This window comes from Sphingobacterium sp. 1.A.4 (assembly GCF_002734245.1).
Taxonomy (GTDB): domain Bacteria; phylum Bacteroidota; class Bacteroidia; order Sphingobacteriales; family Sphingobacteriaceae; genus Sphingobacterium; species Sphingobacterium tenebrionis.
In genome coordinates this window covers 164,680-181,291 of sequence record NZ_PEAZ01000052.1, presented here as the reverse complement: position 1 = coordinate 181,291, position 16,612 = coordinate 164,680, and the positions used below count along the sequence as shown (strand labels likewise).

Annotated in this window: 11 protein-coding genes and 1 pseudogene; 7 read left to right on the top strand and 5 right to left on the bottom strand. The window is 41.5% G+C overall.

The genetic code is table 11. From position 1 onward, the window contains the following. The 3 genes and pseudogenes from CRJ00_RS08935 to CRJ00_RS08920 all read left to right on the top strand — a co-directional run. Positions 1–277, top strand: a pseudogene (locus tag CRJ00_RS08935) (transposase); the annotation flags it as partial. A 556-nt stretch (positions 278–833) separates the two neighbouring features. After that, on the top strand, positions 834–1,649 hold the full coding sequence (locus CRJ00_RS08930; RefSeq protein WP_099366526.1) for a helix-turn-helix domain-containing protein: 816 nt from the start codon (positions 834–836) through the stop codon (positions 1,647–1,649). Positions 1,650–2,506: 857 nt separating this feature from the next. Further along, positions 2,507–3,706 (top strand): sensor histidine kinase, encoded by a 1,200-nt coding sequence (locus tag CRJ00_RS08920; RefSeq protein ID WP_144038135.1) that lies wholly within the window; start codon positions 2,507–2,509, stop codon positions 3,704–3,706. Between the two features lie 281 nt (positions 3,707–3,987). Here the strand turns inward: CRJ00_RS08920 and CRJ00_RS08915 are convergent, their stop codons facing one another. After that, positions 3,988–5,166, bottom strand: a complete 1,179-nt coding sequence (locus CRJ00_RS08915; RefSeq protein ID WP_099366523.1) for a trans-sulfuration enzyme family protein — start codon at positions 5,164–5,166, stop codon at positions 3,988–3,990. Between the two features lie 110 nt (positions 5,167–5,276). Here CRJ00_RS08915 and CRJ00_RS08910 point away from each other — a divergent pair, with 110 nt between their 5' ends. After that, the gene (locus tag CRJ00_RS08910; protein WP_099366522.1) at positions 5,277–7,772 is read left to right on the top strand and encodes a M14 metallopeptidase family protein; all 2,496 of its coding nucleotides are present in this window, start codon (positions 5,277–5,279) and stop codon (positions 7,770–7,772) included. Positions 7,773–7,782: 10 nt separating this feature from the next. Here CRJ00_RS08910 and mfd read toward each other — a convergent pair whose 3' ends face one another. Further along, a complete protein-coding gene (gene mfd / locus CRJ00_RS08905) occupies positions 7,783–11,118 on the bottom strand; it encodes a transcription-repair coupling factor (RefSeq protein ID WP_099366521.1) in 3,336 nt (1,111 codons plus the stop codon). Between the two features lie 26 nt (positions 11,119–11,144). Beyond that, complete coding sequence (locus CRJ00_RS08900) at positions 11,145–11,696, bottom strand: hypothetical protein (protein ID WP_099366520.1); 552 nt, start codon at positions 11,694–11,696, stop codon at positions 11,145–11,147. 161 nt (positions 11,697–11,857) lie between these two features. Here CRJ00_RS08900 and CRJ00_RS08895 point away from each other — a divergent pair, with 161 nt between their 5' ends. After that, on the top strand, positions 11,858–12,715 hold the full coding sequence (locus CRJ00_RS08895; RefSeq protein ID WP_257213727.1) for a helix-turn-helix domain-containing protein: 858 nt from the start codon (positions 11,858–11,860) through the stop codon (positions 12,713–12,715). 8 nt (positions 12,716–12,723) lie between these two features. Next, positions 12,724–13,137, top strand: coding sequence for a DUF983 domain-containing protein (locus CRJ00_RS08890; protein ID WP_099366534.1), 414 nt, complete (start codon positions 12,724–12,726; stop codon positions 13,135–13,137). A 79-nt stretch (positions 13,138–13,216) separates the two neighbouring features. On the opposite strand, the gene galE is transcribed toward CRJ00_RS08890, so the two are convergent. Next, entirely contained in the window at positions 13,217–14,245 is a 1,029-nt protein-coding gene (gene galE, locus CRJ00_RS08885) for a UDP-glucose 4-epimerase GalE (RefSeq protein WP_099366518.1), read from the bottom strand. 15 nt (positions 14,246–14,260) lie between these two features. Then, complete coding sequence (locus CRJ00_RS08880) at positions 14,261–15,223, bottom strand: UDP-glucuronic acid decarboxylase family protein (protein ID WP_099366517.1); 963 nt, start codon at positions 15,221–15,223, stop codon at positions 14,261–14,263. A gap of 59 nt (positions 15,224–15,282) precedes the next feature. Here CRJ00_RS08880 and CRJ00_RS08875 point away from each other — a divergent pair, with 59 nt between their 5' ends. Then, on the top strand, positions 15,283–16,527 hold the full coding sequence (locus tag CRJ00_RS08875; protein WP_099366516.1) for a 3-deoxy-D-manno-octulosonic acid transferase: 1,245 nt from the start codon (positions 15,283–15,285) through the stop codon (positions 16,525–16,527). The last annotated feature ends 85 nt before the right edge of the window (positions 16,528–16,612 follow it).

Below are 16,612 nucleotides of genomic sequence, written 5' to 3'. Positions count from 1 at the left end.
CTGCCCGATGCGCAGTGGGTGCCATAAAGCTAAAGGCGATCGGCTCATTGAAGTGAACCACAGGCTCAATCAGCTCAAGGATAAAGCCCGGGAAAGACTGCTATCGGAAGAGGGAATGTACCATCGGAGCAAGCGACCCATAGAAGTGGAAGCTGTTTTCGGTCAGATGAAAAGCAACAACAGGTTTACCCGGTTCACAATGAAAGGACTGGAGAAAGTCGCTGTGGAGTTCGGATTGATGGCCATTGCCCATAACCTCAGAAAATGGGCAAAAAAGTGGAAAGACAAAGCTTTTATCGGTAAACCAGGTGGCAAAAACTCCCTGTTTGCGATAAATCAAGCCATCAACATGCTGAAAAGTACAAAACATCGACTTGCAGCCTAATATTGCTCATGAAATTATAATGGAGCTCCAGAAAGGTATAAAACAGAAGAAGGTGCCTTTTTAGACACCTTCATTTTTTTTGATTCTTAATCGTGCCATCGTTTTGAGGAGGAAAAGGGGAGGCAAACTCTTTGTATCGGTAATATAATATGTGGTAAAAATTATTTTTATAAGATTCCGAATCCAGTTCATATTCCTATTTTCAAAATCTAAAAATTTTATTTTAAAATCCTATCGAGCAATCAATTTCCATATACTCTGCCAACCTTCCGAATTGTTGATGTGTTTTCCCAAAACCTTAGGACAATACGATTTTGTTGGATTATCTTGGTTCAGAACAATATTTAATCGATAATAGGGATCAACCATATGGATCTCTGTAATGAATTTTCGTTTCAGAAAGATATTTTGGTGAAATTTTTGTTAATCTTCCAATTAATCCGATTGTATGAATAGAAAGATCCTATGTTTTCTCATAAATGGTAAAGAATTGCTCGAAAGGAAGGACAGTCTACCTGAATTACTATCTTCCTTCGAGATCCTAGATGTATCGAAGATCATTGAAACTGCTCCGGGTCATTTTGTATTGGACTCAAGGATCTTTGTTCCTCCGACCTTGGAAATTGAAAAAATATGCCCCATATCTGAATACTTTTTTTTTGATACAGTTCTGTTCTATGACAACCAAATAGCGGAAATCTTCAAAAACAGGAAAAGTGATTTCCATCAATTCCGTATATCCAAGAAGGAGGCCGCACATTTGAAGGCGATTAACGATATGATTAAGACCTACCAGAATGACGATGAGGAAGAATCAAAGGAACTGTTGATCTCGAATCTTTTGAAGAATAATGTGCTCCATTTGAAAAAGGTGTTCGAAAAATCAAAGGATTTAGGTAGGAATGGTCCAGTTTCTGATAATGTCCCGATAACTTATCTTAACACTGCAGTAGCCTTCAAAGGACTGGTAGCATTAAATGCAGTAAAGGAGAAGGGGGTGACTTTTTATGCTGAATCCCTAAATATTACAAATAGGACCCATTCTAACATAACCAGAAAGGTTATGGATAGATCGCCTAAGGAAATAATAGATAGTTACCTCATTGAGCTTGGACAAAAAATGCTGGAGGATACAGGACTATCAATCAAGGAAGTTTCCTATTCATTGGGTTTTAGATCAGCAAACGGGTTCAGCATATACTTCAAAAAACTTTATGGAAAATCGCCAACAGAATATAGGGAATTTCTAGGACAGGGATTATAGGAATCCATAATATACTTAAATTCAACGCACCCCGCCCGGGATATCCTGTGAAAACCGGAGCTGTATTTTGTTCCATTTCCATCGTAAAAAGATGACCACTGGAAATACCCGGATTGGCCCAGGAGCAATTTTTTGAAATGTCCAAAAATCCATGGGGAATTAAGAGTGTGGAACAGGTATTGACTAATCCCTCATCGGCCTTAGTAATAGTAATTCTGTTTGAAAATTTTGTTTTAGGGAGGGAGATCATTGATTTTTACCATTCCTGAATGGTACAGGAAAAGGTACCTTAAAAATAAACCAGAATAAATTCGGTCTACGAGGAATATAAATCGGGCTGTTCCAGACGATGGCCCCAATTAGGGGGGAGTTGAAAAGAGGAAAGTGAGTTTTTTCGGGGTGGTAGGCAATTCGGTAGAATGTGGACTGGAATGAACTGGGAGAACCGGGTATCTTGGTTTTTGCACAGTAAAATCCATTTGATCTAATATATATTAAATCTTCCAAAGGCTGGATCCCACACATCCTTGATTCCAGTTTCGCTAATCGTACAGGTTGTTGATTTGATCTTTGGACCAAAGGGTATTTCATGGTCCAGTTGTAGATGATATAAATATCCTTAAATTCGCAGTGCCATTTTGCTGGTATTGACCGTGCAAGAACGTTGGGTCATGGGCGATTGTTGGGAAAGATCCTTGTTCAAAAAATATGATACTGATTAATTTCTATTCTTTGTGAAAAGTTTTCCTTTATTTATCAAGCAGATTTATATCAAAATAATCCGTCTCTACAGATTGGTCCTGTCCCATAGGAAAGTATATTCGGAAAATCCCTACATTCAGAACAAAAGGAATCAGATGGTCCGGACTATTGCTTGGATATGCGTATTCCCTACATTTTATTTTGCATTGGTTAACCTAGAAGATCAAAGGTTCTTGTTGGCATCCATAAATATCCTGAATTCCCTAAGTTCCGCCACTGTTCTCGTACTCTTGCACTATCGGAGGTTTGAAAGTGCGAAGGCAGTTCTGCTTGGGTTCAATTTTATATTTTTTCTTGCCGGTGCTATCTTATTCAAGAATGGTGCGGAATATTTTCTGATAAGTATCCTCGTGGCCTCTATGATGCTCTATGATCAAAGAAAGGTTCACATCTTCTTTGGTGCAATGGTAGCGGTATCAATGGTTGCCATATTTATCCTGGGCGAAAGGGTGAACATCACTGAACCTTTGCCAAGGGCAAGGGTTCTGGTCAACATGATTAGTTCAATAGGATTTATCATTTTGGTTACCAATTCTTTTCTCCAGATCATAAAGAACAACATTCTGAAGATCCAGAAGCAGAAAAGAGCATTGAAGGAATCCAATCAAGAGAAGGAAAAAGTGTTTTCTATTATTGCCCATGATGTGAAAAGCCCTTTGGCAAGTCTTGAAAACCTGGTGCTTGCCCTGAAACATCATATCTTCAACCAGGAAAAATCCATCGAATTCATCAGCGATATCCATGCCCACATCCTAAAGCAGAATCAGATCCTGGATGATCTTCTAAAATGGGGTAGCAGTAATGTAAAGGGCGCCACGGGTGAAAAAACGAAAGTCTGCCTATTGCCAGTTGTAAATGATACCATCAATAATTTTCAGGAACAGATAAAAAGGAAGAGCCTCCATGTTTCCTTGGAGATCTCACCCGAGGATTCTGTCGTTGCGGATATGGAACACATTCGCATAATCATAAGGAACATATTGAGCAATGCGATAAAATTCAGTTTTTTTGGGGGGAAGATAAAACTATCGGTCAAGGTTGAAGGGACTAGGACGTATATATCTATAATCGACCATGGTATTGGGATAAGTATGAAAGATTTGTCCACGCTATTCAAATCTGTTCAGAGGAATTCATTAGGGACTGCAGATGAAAGGGGATCGGGGATTGGACTTCTGTTGATCAAGGACCTGATTGAACGGAACCACGGAACTGTAGAGGTACAGAGTAAACCAGCAGAGGGCACCGTTCTGCGAGTGGGATTTCCAAATGTGCCCCAAATTGGGAAAACTTGACCTATTAGATGCCCTCCTGCCTGTACTTTACAGCAAAAAGGCCCTTTGGCAATGGTTTGGCAGACAGATAGGCTCCCCTGATAAAGATCTATCCTAGATTTTTTTCTGTGGATAGATCCTTTCCTCGATCCCCAAGCTTTGATTTAGGTACACCGGAATGCTCGTAGCTCAAAATCCATTTAGGATTCTTTTTAAAGGAAGCCTGGAACACGCTAACTGTACTATTTTCTGGCTAACATTCTGTTAATAGTCCTCCATTTCTTTAATGACATGAAGAGGGATCAGCCCAGTGCTGTTTCAAAGTCCTTAATAAGGTCCTCTATGTTTTCAATACCCACTGAAATACGTATAAGTCCCGGATATATACCAGATGTCTGCTTTTGGTCCTTATCATGGTGGCCGCCCCACATACTTGCTGGATGTACCACCAAGGATTCTACTCCTCCCAGACTTGCGGCATTGGCAAAAATGGTCAATCTGTTCAGGACCTCTTGAGCATAGGAATATGCCTGTTCATCATGATCAGCCGATAGTTCCACACATAACATGCCCGTTCCTCCATTCATCTGTTTTTGTGCCAATGCATATTGTGGATGTGAACTCAACCCAACATAGGCTACTTTTTTGATGCGGGGATGTTTATCCAGCCATTGTGCCAATTCAAGGGCATTCTCATTGATCTGTCTAACCCTCATAGCGAGTGTCTTCATCCCCCTTAACAACAGCCAGGAATCAAATGGGCTTAAAGATCCCCCCAGGACCAAGGATCTCCGCCATACCTTGTTTATGTAAGATTTTCTACCGCACACAGCTCCAGCAGTAAGGTCACTATGCCCCCCAAGATATTTCGTTGCGGAATGCACGATAATATCTATACCAAAATCAGCAGGCGTCTGGTTGATCGGAGAGGCGAAAGTATTGTCCACCATCGTGGTGATCTGTCCTTTCTTTCCCAGTCCGGCAATGAATGCAAGGTCTGTAATGTCAAGGTTTGGATTGGAAGGGGTTTCCACATAGATCAGTTTTGTGTTTGGCTGAATGGCCTTTTCAAAGGCCTGGTTGTCCTTTTGGTCCACATATGTAACCTCTACCCCAAAATCCGACAGGAATTCCTTAAAGAAGAGCATAGCGCCGGAGTAAAGGGAATGCTGGGTAATGATGTGGTCTCCAGTTTTCACCACGGTGAGAATTGCCGTACTGATCGCCGCCATGCCTGTGGCCAAGACCAGCGCATCTTCCGTCTTCTCCAAAGAGGCTAATACAGCGGCCGCCTGGGAGTTGGTCGGATTACCATGCCTATGATAAAATCCAGGATGTTTTGTCTCCGATGCAGCGGTAATGTATTGTTTTAGGTCCTCATCTGCAATATATGTGGACGTTTGGTAAATTGGTGTAACAACAGCTTTACTTTCATTGAATTCACTTCCTTTGTGAATGAGGTCGGTTTCTAAATGAGCCATAATAGGTTGATTTAAAATAAAGGCCTAAAAATTAAAAATTATTCCTATAAATCCTTAATTTGAAGACCTAAATATGTATAATATTTTAATCTAAACAGTATTACTAAATTATGAAAAGATTGCTCAGCATCATAGGCTGTTTTTTCACTATTTGTGTTATGGCACAGGTGAAATCGCCCTCCGAGTTCCTCGGTTATCAGGTGGGTACCAAAGTTACGCCTTATTGGAAGGTCTTGGACTATTATGCGTACATCGCCAAGGAATTCCCCAACCAAGTGAAAATGGAGTCCTATGGTACTTCTATTGAGGGGAGGCCGTTGCAGGTTTTTTATGTTTCTTCCGCAAAGCATATTTCGAAATTAGAGGAAATCAGGAACAATAACCTAAAACTTGCCAAGGCTTTGGAAGGGGAGGGAAGCAGTAACATTCCTGCAATTATCTGGATGAGCAATAACGTCCATGGAAATGAAACTTCATCTATTGAAGCTTCCATGCTGACCCTTTTCGAATTGCTCAACCCGAAGAATCAAGAGACAAAGCGCTGGTTGGAAAACACCTTGGTCATCATCGATCCTTGTCTGAATCCGGATGGGACGGAACGGTATAACAATTGGCATAACGGTGTTGTAGGCGCGCAGTATAACCCGGAACTGTATGCCCGGGAACATCGGGAACCATGGCCTGGAGGTCGATTGAACCACTATTATTTCGATATGAACCGCGATTGGGCATGGCAGACCCAACAGGAAAGCAGGCTACGTGCGGTGATCTATAACAAATGGCTGCCGCATATTCATGTCGATTTTCATGAGCAGGGCATCAATGCACCCTATTATTTTCCGCCAGCGGCAGAACCTTTGCACGAGGTGATTACCCCATGGCAAAGGGAGTTTCAGACCACCATCGGAAGGCACAATGCAAAATATTTTGATTCCAAAGGTTGGCTATATTTTACCAAGGAACGTTTTGACCTGTTCTATCCTTCTTATGGGGATACCTATCCGATTTATTCAGGTGCTATTGGGATGACCTTTGAAAAGGCCGGTAATGGATCTGCCGGTTTGGGGGTGTATACCGATAATAAGGATACATTGACCCTGGTTGATCGCGCAATCCAACATCATGCATCCGGTATCAATATCGTGGAAGTGGTATCCCAGCATGCGGACAAGGTCGTGGCGGAATTCAAGAAGTTTGGTGAAGATGCCATAGCAGGTAAATTATCCTCCTATCATAGTTATGTGATAAAATATGATGCTGCAAGGGAAGGCAGTTTGCGGGCTCTTTTGAAATTATTGGATAAGAACCAGATCAAGTATTATGCAGGATCGGGTTCGGTGAAGGGGATGGATTATTTCAGCAAAAAAGAAGCAAATTATACCCTGTCGGAGAAAGATGTGGTCATTCCGGGAAGTCAAGCTAAGGCAGCATTGATCAGGGTATTGTTTGAGCCTGATGCAAAATTGACGGATTCGGTCACTTATGATATCACCGCATGGGCAATGCCTTATGTTTATGGTCTCCCGGCCATTGCTTCTATGGCGAAACCGGCTAAACTCCAGCCTTATTCTTTAGAAAAGATAGAAAATCGGGCAGCAGCAGGTTTTGGCTACGCGATAAAATGGGATGGGTTTTCCGCAGCACAACTCACGGCAGCCTTATTGAAAAGGAAAATTAATTTGAAATCTTCCGATTATGCCTTTAAGGTAGGAAAAGAAGATTTTCCGCGGGGATCCTTGTTGATCATGAAGAACGGGAATAAGCAGGCCGATGCGGAACGCATCATCAAGGAAGAGGCGGATAAGCTTCAGGTGAGGCTTTTCCCGATCCAATCAGGCATTGTGGAAGGTGGAAGGGATCTAGGGAGCTCCGATGTAAAAACTGTGAAATCCCCTAAGGTGCTGATGATGGCAGGAGAGGGGATTAGGGCAACCAATGTAGGCGAGATCTGGCATTATTTTGATGAGATGCTTAAATATCCGATAACCTTGATCAATCCTTCGGATTTTTCTCGGGTAAAATGGAGCGATATTGATGTGTTCATCATGCCGAATGGTAATTATTCCTTTTTAAAGGATACCAATCAAAGTAAGGAATTTGCGAGTTGGCTGCGGGCAGGCGGAAAGGTGGTGGCATTGGAGTCTGTCGTCGGGCAATTGGCGAGTCAGGAATGGTCGAAGCTAAAGGCTGTGAAAACGGATACCAGTGCGAAGAATAAACCAAATCCCTTGAAAAAATATGCAGATAGGGAAAGAGGCGCTTTGGAAAACTATACGGCTGGAGCTATCTATAAGGTCACATTCGATGATTCACATCCTTTGATGTATGGAATTAAGGATTATTTCACCTTAAAATCAGATGCTAACCTATACCAGTATTTTCAGAACAGTGAAGGCTGGAATGTAGGGTATATCACAGAGGGCTCTAAAGTAAGTGGCTTTGTAGGACACAACCTGAATAAGAAACTGAAGAATGGCCTGGTATTCGGAACGCAGCAGATTGGTCAAGGAACGGTAGTTTACTTGACGGATAATGTCCTTTTCCGGAATTTTTGGGAAAGTGGGAAGCTTTTGATGGCAAATGCTGTGTTTTTGGTAGGGGAATAACCCCTACCAATTATGCCATTTCTTTCAGCAGCTCTATAGCATACTCAATGCTATTGACATTGTTGACCGCAATCCTTAATTGACCTTTCACTTCTTTCAGATTCGCGATACTTCTATGCTTCTGAACAAAGGCCAATACCTGCCCGAATTTTTCAGACTGGTAATAGCTCGACTTCGGATTGCTTACAAAAAATCCTTTTAAGGTATCTTTCTTAAAGGAGATTTTCTCCAATCCGATTTCCTTACCCAGCCATTGCAACCTTAAGGTATTGAACAGTTCGTAAACTGGCGCTGGTACAGGTCCGAATCGATCCATTAAGGATTGTTCAAATGCCTGTAATTGCGTCTCGTCCTTCAGTTTAGCAATATCATTGTACAGGTTATATCTTTCAGATATATTGGTTACATACTCATCCGGGATCAATACTTCCAGATCCGTATCGATCTGGGTAAAGCTTACATATTTACGATTGGTCTCATCGGCAAATAGATCACCAAATTCATCGTCTTTTAGCTCCTGAACCGCTTCATCCAAGATCTTATTGTACATCTCAAAACCAATCTCTGCGATGAAACCCGATTGTTCAGCTCCCAAAAGGTTCCCTGAACCGCGGATATCCAGATCGCGCATCGCCACATTGAATCCTGAACCTAATTCCGAGAATTCTTCAATGGCCGATAGCCTTTTGTAGGCCTCATTGGTCAATGTGGACAATGGTGGGCTCATCAGGTAACAGAATGCCTTTTTATTGGTACGTCCCACACGGCCACGCATCTGGTGAAGATCGCTCAATCCAAACATATGGGCATGGTTGATCATGATCGTATTGGCATTTGGTATATCTAGCCCCGCTTCGATAATCGTGGTAGCAACCAAAACATCGTATTCATGGTTGATGAACTTCAACATTACATCTTCCAGTTCATCACCTTCCAATTGCCCATGCGCTATACCAACTCTCGCTCCTGGGACCAATTTCCGGATCAACATGCCTAATTGAGGAAGGTCTGCCACCCGATTATGGATGAAGAACACCTGTCCGCCACGGTCCAGTTCAAAGCTAACCGCTTCCTGGATCAGACTTTCATTAAACACATGAAGTTCTGTCTGTACAGGCTGTCTGTTCGGTGGTGGGGTAGAAATAATGCTTAAATCCCTTGCTCCCATTAGGGAGAAGTGTAAGGTTCGTGGGATAGGTGTTGCGGTCAAGGTCAGGGAGTCGACGTTTGCACGCATGACTTTCAGTTTCTCCTTTACCGATACCCCGAATTTCTGTTCCTCATCGATGATCATCAATCCAAGGTCCTTAAATTTCACATCCTTGCTCACCAAGCGATGGGTTCCGATAATGATATCCACTTTTCCTTCTTCCAGTCTTTTCAAGGTGTCCTTGATCTGTTTGCTGGATTTGAAACGGTTGATGTAATCGATATTCACCGGAAAACCTTTCAGCCTTTCGGAGAAGGTTCGGAAATGCTGTAGCGCAAGGATCGTTGTAGGGACTAAAACAGCCACCTGTTTGCTATCTGCTACGGCTTTAAACGCCGCACGGATGGCAACTTCTGTTTTTCCGAAACCAACATCACCACAGACCAAGCGGTCCATAGGATGAGGGGACTCCATATCTCTTTTCAGATCATTGGTTGCCTTTTCCTGATCTGGGGTATCCTCATAGATAAAGGAGGCTTCCAGCTCGCGCTGCAAATAGGTGTCCGGACTGAACGCATTACCGGTTTGGGCCTTGCGTTTGGCATATAACATGATCAGGTCGCGGGCAATATCCTTGACCTTCTTTTTCGTCGTTTTCTTTAGTTTGTCCCAAGCATCTGTTCCTAACTTGTTCATCTTGGGAACAGTGCCCTCTTTTCCGGAATATTTGGAAATCCTGTTCAGGGAGTTGATGTTGACATATAGGAGGTCATTATCCGCATAAACCAACCGAATCATTTCCTGCGTTTTACCATTCACATCTACTTTTTCCAACCCCGCATACTTACCAACGCCATGATCGATATGGGTAATGAAATCACCTGGTTTTAATTCTCCAAGCTCTTTTAAGGTGATGGCTTGCGAGCGTTCATAACCCTTTTTCCGCTTATATTTATAATAACGATCAAAGATCTGATGATCGGTATAGCAGGCAGATTTTTGAACATCATCCCTTAAGCCTTCTCTAAGCGCTTTATAGATCGGAGTAAAACTTACTGTCTTATCCAGATCATCTAGAATCGCGTAAATCCGTTCAATTTGTTTGGTGGAATCGGAAAAAATGTAATTGTGGATGCCATGTTTCTCGTTTTCCTTGAAGTTATGGATCAACAGATTGAAGTCCTTGTTAAACGAAGGTTGTGGATGTGTATCGAATTCTAGTTTTTCATCCGCATTGTAAAAAAATTGTTTTCCAAATTCGATGATGGGATATTCGAACAGCATTGCATTGAAATTCTTCTCATCGGTGAATGTAAATCTTGGATCTAACAATTCCGGGTTCGCTTTCAGATCCTTCTCCGTTAAAGCTTTCCAAAATTGGGATGCTTTTTTATAACCATCCTTCAGGATATCCAAGGTGAATTGAACGTCCTTGATCCATACTACGGAGTCCTTATCGATATATTCCAATAAGGAAATATGGTTGTTCGACAAGAATTTCGCCTGTACATTAGGTACAATCGTTACGGTATGGATTTTATTGACGGATAACTGATTTTCAATATCGAAGGTTCGGATGCTCTCAATTTCATCCCCAAAGAATTCGATGCGATAGGGGAGGTCGTTGGAAAAGGAGAAGATATCCACAATTCCCCCACGGATGGCGAATTGTCCAGGTTCATACACAAAATCTACCCGCTCAAAATCGTATTCATACAGAAATTCGTTGATGAAATCGATACTGAGTTTGGTGTTCTGTGTAATGGGCAAGGTGTTCTTTTCCAGATCCTGTTTGTTGATCACCTTTTCGGCAATGGCTTCGGGATAGGTGACCACAATTTTAGGGAGTTCCGAATTTTGGTTCAAAGAACTCAAGGTCTCAGCCCGCTGAAGCACATGCGCGCTATCCAGTTGTGTAAATTCGTAGGGTTTTCGGTAAGAAGCCGGAAAAAATAAGATCTGTTTATCAAAAAGACTTTCCAGGTCGCTCAAGAAATAAGAGGCATCCTCATGTGTAGGAAGGATGAATACATTTAATCTTTTTTCCAGTTGATAACATGCGGCAGCAACCATGGCATCCGCCGAACCCACCAATCCCTTTAAATGGATCTTGGGTCTCTTCCCTTGAATGCTTTGTTGTAAGGCTTTTACTTGAGTGGAATTACTGTATTTTGTTAATAGTTCTTGAATGTTCACGCGGAAAGGATGTTTTTACAAAAATACTAAAAAGTAATTAATCGATGTTCTTCAGCAAAAGATATGACAGATTCCATTTGATGGTTGAGATCGAACTGTAGATCTTCATGTAGTTTGTTGAACAAGCCATTTACATTTTTGACTCTTCCCATAACGTATTTATGAAGCTTCATGCCAGGTAATAATGCAGTTGGTCCAAAAAGAACAGGGAATCTTTCGAAGGCTTCTTGAAGCAAAATCAATCGACACTCCACGACAGAGAACTTATCTTTTGTTACTTTCTCATGTTCATTGATCCAACCACTTGCTTGCCTCATCAAACTGGTCAATTCTCTATAATTACTATATAAAGGCAAGTTCTTTATAGTTGAAGACGCCTGATCGAACAAACTTTCCAATCTTTCCTTTAGGACTTCGATGCGGTCGGCCAGATCGGCCTCATCCTCCAATAATTCATAATGCAATTGCTTTAAGAGCATTTTATCTTTATTGATCAATCGCACCAATAGCTTATCTTTTTCTTTTTCAGATAAGGATAGGACAGCTTGTTTTAAAGGTAGATCTTTATGTAGTGACATGTTTAAAATTAACTATTTTCCAAGAGATACCTTTTATGATAGCAAAAATGGTACTAATTCAAGGGTTTTTAGTCTTCCTATAATAGCAAAAAGTAATTATTACCATTGATAACCCTTTTTGTACCATCCAGAATGGTAGTATTTGTCTATTTTTGTAGCTGATGGCTAAGATACCTGTAATAGAACAATGTACGGTTTCCTACAAGGAGAACAAACACTTCCTCGTTGATCGTTTGGAGGTATATCTGGAGCAGAACAAAAACCTGGTTTTTCCACACCGCCATAATTTTTACCATATGGTACTTTTCCTCGCAGGAGGCGGATCACATGAAATAGATTTTAAAGAGTATGCGGTAGAAAGGGGGCAGGTATATGTGATGGGGCCAGGGCAAGTACATTCTTGGATGTTCCAAGGTGAAATGAAAGGTTTCATTGTCAATTTTGATATTGATTACTTCAAGACACTTTTGGTTCAACAGGATTATGTGGAACGGCTTGGGATATTTTCTTCCTTGACAGAAAGTGTATTTGTATTGGACGAATATCAACTGCGGGAAATCATTAACCTGTTCAGCCAATTATTGGAATTGAATGATCGAATGACTACGGATTTACAAAGGACCTTATTGTTGTTCATTCTGCTAAAACTGGATCAAGCTTATGCACCAAGCTTGGAAGGAAAAAGCTTAGATTACCATCTGGTGCTGATTAAGAATTTTTTGGCCCTTTTGGATCAGCATTTCAAAGAGCTACATTTGCCGAAGGAATATGCGGAATTATTATTTGTAACTCCCAATCATTTGAATGCGGTTTGTAAGGAATACATGGGATTGCAGGCGGGGGAAGTCATTCGGAATCGGATATTACTGGAGGCAAAACGCTTATTGATCCTACCGGATTGGACCATCTCACAGGTTAGTTATGAATTAAATTTTAATGATAATTCGTATTTCACAAAATTTTTTAAGAAAATAGCAGGGATTACCCCTGAAGAATTTAGGAGATCACAATGGAAATAAATACAAACATGGAAACACAATATACTATTCCAAAGGAATTAAAGAGTGCAATTGACGGGAAATGTCCAAGATGTAGAACTGGAAATATGTTTGCTGGCCCACTATTTAGTTTTAAATCAAAAAGGATGTTGGATAGATGTCCGGCCTGTGATTTGAAATTTGAGAAAGAGCCGGGTTATTTTTATGTAGCGATGTACGTGAGTTATGCTTTGAGTGTTGGCGAGTTGATCGCAGCATGTGTCGGTACGTATTTGCTGACCGGTAACTTGGAAAACCCTTGGTTATATGTGATCGTAGCATTGGCCGTAACCTTGATCATGGCGCCTTTTAACAATCGTTATTCACGGATTATCCTTTTGTATTGGATGACACCGATGTTCCGCTTCAATCCGAAGATCTATGCGCAGGTAAAGGAAGAATGAAAGTAAATTTTAGGAAACAGTAAATGGTTTAAAATAGGAAAACCTGTAAATAAGTTACAGGTTTTCCTATTTTAATATCTTACTGGATTGGATTCTCATGCAAATATTTTTCCCATTCCCAGGCAGAAGCCATCATTTCATCAATCCCTAATTGAGCTGTCCATCCCAATTCTTTGGTAGACTTATTCACATCACCCCAAACCTTGATAATATCCCCTTCTCGGCGAGGACCGAATTCGTAATTCAATTTTTGGCCGGAAGCTTTCTCAAAAGCATGGATGGCTTCCAAAACGGAATATCCATTTCCTGTACCCACATTGAAAATATCATAATTACCGTTCGGATTTCCTTTTTCCAATAATTTGATAGCGGCCACATGTGCTTTTGCCAAATCCACTACGTGGATATAATCACGGATAGCAGAACCATCAGGCGTATCATAATCGTTTCCAAAGACCGTTATCTTTTCGCGTTTTCCGATGGCCGTTTGGGTAATGAAAGGCAGAAGGTTTGCCGGAACGCCATTTGGCAATTCACCGATCAATGCCGATTCATGCGCTCCTACCGGATTGAAATAACGTAATGCGATTACATTATAGTTGGAATTCGCCATTGCCGTTTCTTCCAAGATCTCTTCTGCAATCTGTTTGGTGTTTCCGTAAGGTGAAGTCGCTTTCTTTACAGGTGCCGCTTCATTCACTGGCAATACGTCCGGCTCACCGTAAACCGTACAGCTCGATGAGAAAACGAAATTGATCGGCTTTTCTCGGTATGCCTCCAACAGATTGATCAAGGAGAAGAAATTATTATGGTAGTACTTCAATGGATTCTGAACAGATTCTCCAACGGCTTTTGAAGCTGCGAAATGTATGATTCCAGCAATATCAGGGTGCTTACTGATAAAATCATTCACCTTTTCGGTGTCACATAGGTCGAATTCGTAGAATTCAGGCTTTACGCCGATGATCTTTTCGATCTGATCCAATATCTTGATGCTGGAATTGGAAAGATTATCCACCAAAATCGGGGTATAACCTGCCTTATATAATTCCACTACGGTATGTGATCCAATATATCCTGTTCCGCCTGTTACTAATATTTTGCTCATGTTGATGTATTAAGTCTATTGTATGTTGCTATTGAATAATGTCTGAAAATAGTGAATGGTTTTCATTAGACCTTCTTTTCTATCCACTTTAGGTTGCCAATCCAGCACCTTCTTTGCTTTGCTAATATCCGGTCGTCTTTGTTTCGGGTCGTCAATCGGTAAAGGTTCAAAAACAATGCTTGATTGACTGGATGTTAAGGCAATGATCTCTTTCGCCATATCCAAGAGTTCCATTTCATCCGGATTACCAATGTTGATCGGTAAGCAATAATCGGAAAAAAGCAACCTATAGATGCCCTCCACCTGATCGGATACATAGATAAAGGATCTCGTTTGCATACCATCCCCAAATACCGTTAAATCTTTATGCTGTAAGGCCTGGGAAATGAAAGTGGGCAAGGCCCTTCCGTCTTCCAATCGCATCCGGGGGCCAAAGGTGTTGAAGATCCTGGCAATTCGCGTTTCCAAGCCATGAAAATTATGGTAGGCCATGGTCATGGCTTCCTGGAATCTTTTGGCTTCGTCATAAACTCCTCTAGGGCCTACTGGATTTACATTTCCCCAGTATTCTTCGGCCTGCGGGGATACCAATGGATCGCCATATACCTCAGAAGTTGATGCCACCAGTATCCGTGCCTGTTTGCTTTTTGCCAAACCTAATAGGTTATGGGTTCCTAAGGAACCTACTTTCAGCGTTTGAATGGGGATTTTCAGGTAATCGATCGGACTGGCCGGCGATGCAAAATGTAAGATGTAATGTAATTCTCCCGGCACATGTACGAACTTTGAAACATCATGATGGTAGAATTCGAAATTGGGTAATTTGAAGAGGTGCTCGATATTTTTTAGGTCCCCTGTGACGAGGTTATCCATCGCGATGACATGGAAATCCTCTTCAATAAACCGATCACAGAGGTGTGATCCTAAGAATCCAGCCGCTCCAGTTATTAATATTCGTTTGCGCTTGTTCTCCTGCACAATAGTGAAATTGAAAAGGTTTAAATATCTTTGACGAAGATAAGCAATATTTTAACATTATGCGTTTCCTTTACCAAGCAGGCATCTTTTTATACGGGCTACTTTTACGTATCCTGGCACCATTCCATGCGAAGGCTCGGCTTTGGGTAAATGGTCGAAAGGATCTTTTGAAAAAGATCGAGCAAACGGTTGAACCAGGGCAAAAACACATTTGGTTTCATTTTGCTTCCTTGGGTGAATTTGAGCAGGGGAGATCGGTTTTGGAGCAGATCAGAAAGCGTTTTCCGGATGAAAAAATAATTGTAACATTTTTTTCCCCATCAGGATTCGAGATCCGAAAGAATACGCCATTAGCCGATCATGTATTCTATCTGCCAGAAGATACAGCCGGCAATGCCCGAAAATTCATCGAATTGATCAATCCCAAATTTGTCGTCTTCACCAAATACGAGTATTGGTATTTTTATTTCAGGGAGCTGAAAAGACGTAATATCCGTTTGCTGATGATTTCTGCGATCTTTCGGGAAGAGCAGTTGTTTTTTAAGGAATATGGTGGATTTTATAGGAATATTCTTAAAAATGTATCCTATTTCTTTACCCAGAATATGGATAGTGTGCATATGCTGAAATGGATTCGGATAACAAATGCTGGATTGGCCGGAGATACCCGATTTGATCGCGTGGTGGAATTGCCGAAGGAGCATAAGGAGATCGAGGTGGTGCGGGATTTTGTTGGTGATCATCGGGTTTTGGTAGCTGGAAGTACCTGGGGGCAGGATGAAGGATTGTTGAAGGTTTTGATGGATAATCATAAGGGTTGGAAAATGATTTTAGCGCCTCATGAGATCCATAAGGAACATATTACTCAGTTGATGGGCTTGTTTCCTAAATCGCTATTATTCTCTAAATATGAAAGTTATTCCGATATAGAAAAGCAGCAGGCGCAGGTTTTGTTGATCGATAATATCGGGATGTTATCATCGCTTTATGCGTATGGGGATATGGCGTATATAGGTGGGGGATTTGGTGCGGGAATCCATAATACCTTGGAAGCAGCGACCTATGGGATTCCAGTGATTTTTGGGCCAAAGTATTCGAGATTCCAGGAGGCGGTGGATTTGTTGGAGTTGGGTGCTGGTTTTTCCATTGGGAATCAAGGGGAATTGAATGGAGTTTTTGGGGCGTTAATGGCTGATGAGAAAAGGTTGCCAGCCGGAACGGCAGCAAAAAACTATGTGCAGCAAAGGGCAGGTGCAACTCAGATTATTATGAAATATCTGGAAACGGAGAGGTTGCTGGAATAGATACGTCATTGCGAGGAGGCACGACGAAGCAATCTTTCGACTTCGCTCAAGATGACAAGCGGAAAGATTGCTTCGTTCCTCGCAA

Excerpts from the sequence above, each read along its gene's own strand:
- CRJ00_RS08895 (WP_257213727.1), top strand. The coding sequence starts at position 11,858 with ATGGCTAAGATACCTGTAATAGAACAATGTACGGTTTCCTACAAGGAG.
- CRJ00_RS08910 (WP_099366522.1), top strand. The coding sequence starts at position 5,277 with ATGAAAAGATTGCTCAGCATCATAGGCTGTTTTTTCACTATTTGTGTT.
- CRJ00_RS08915 (WP_099366523.1), bottom strand. The coding sequence starts at position 5,166 with ATGGCTCATTTAGAAACCGACCTCATTCACAAAGGAAGTGAATTCAAT.
- CRJ00_RS08920 (WP_144038135.1), top strand. The coding sequence starts at position 2,507 with ATGGTCCGGACTATTGCTTGGATATGCGTATTCCCTACATTTTATTTT.
- galE (WP_099366518.1), bottom strand. The coding sequence starts at position 14,245 with ATGAGCAAAATATTAGTAACAGGCGGAACAGGATATATTGGATCACAT.
- CRJ00_RS08900 (WP_099366520.1), bottom strand. The coding sequence starts at position 11,696 with ATGTCACTACATAAAGATCTACCTTTAAAACAAGCTGTCCTATCCTTA.
- CRJ00_RS08875 (WP_099366516.1), top strand. The coding sequence starts at position 15,283 with ATGCGTTTCCTTTACCAAGCAGGCATCTTTTTATACGGGCTACTTTTA.
- CRJ00_RS08890 (WP_099366534.1), top strand. The coding sequence starts at position 12,724 with ATGGAAACACAATATACTATTCCAAAGGAATTAAAGAGTGCAATTGAC.
- CRJ00_RS08930 (WP_099366526.1), top strand. The coding sequence starts at position 834 with ATGAATAGAAAGATCCTATGTTTTCTCATAAATGGTAAAGAATTGCTC.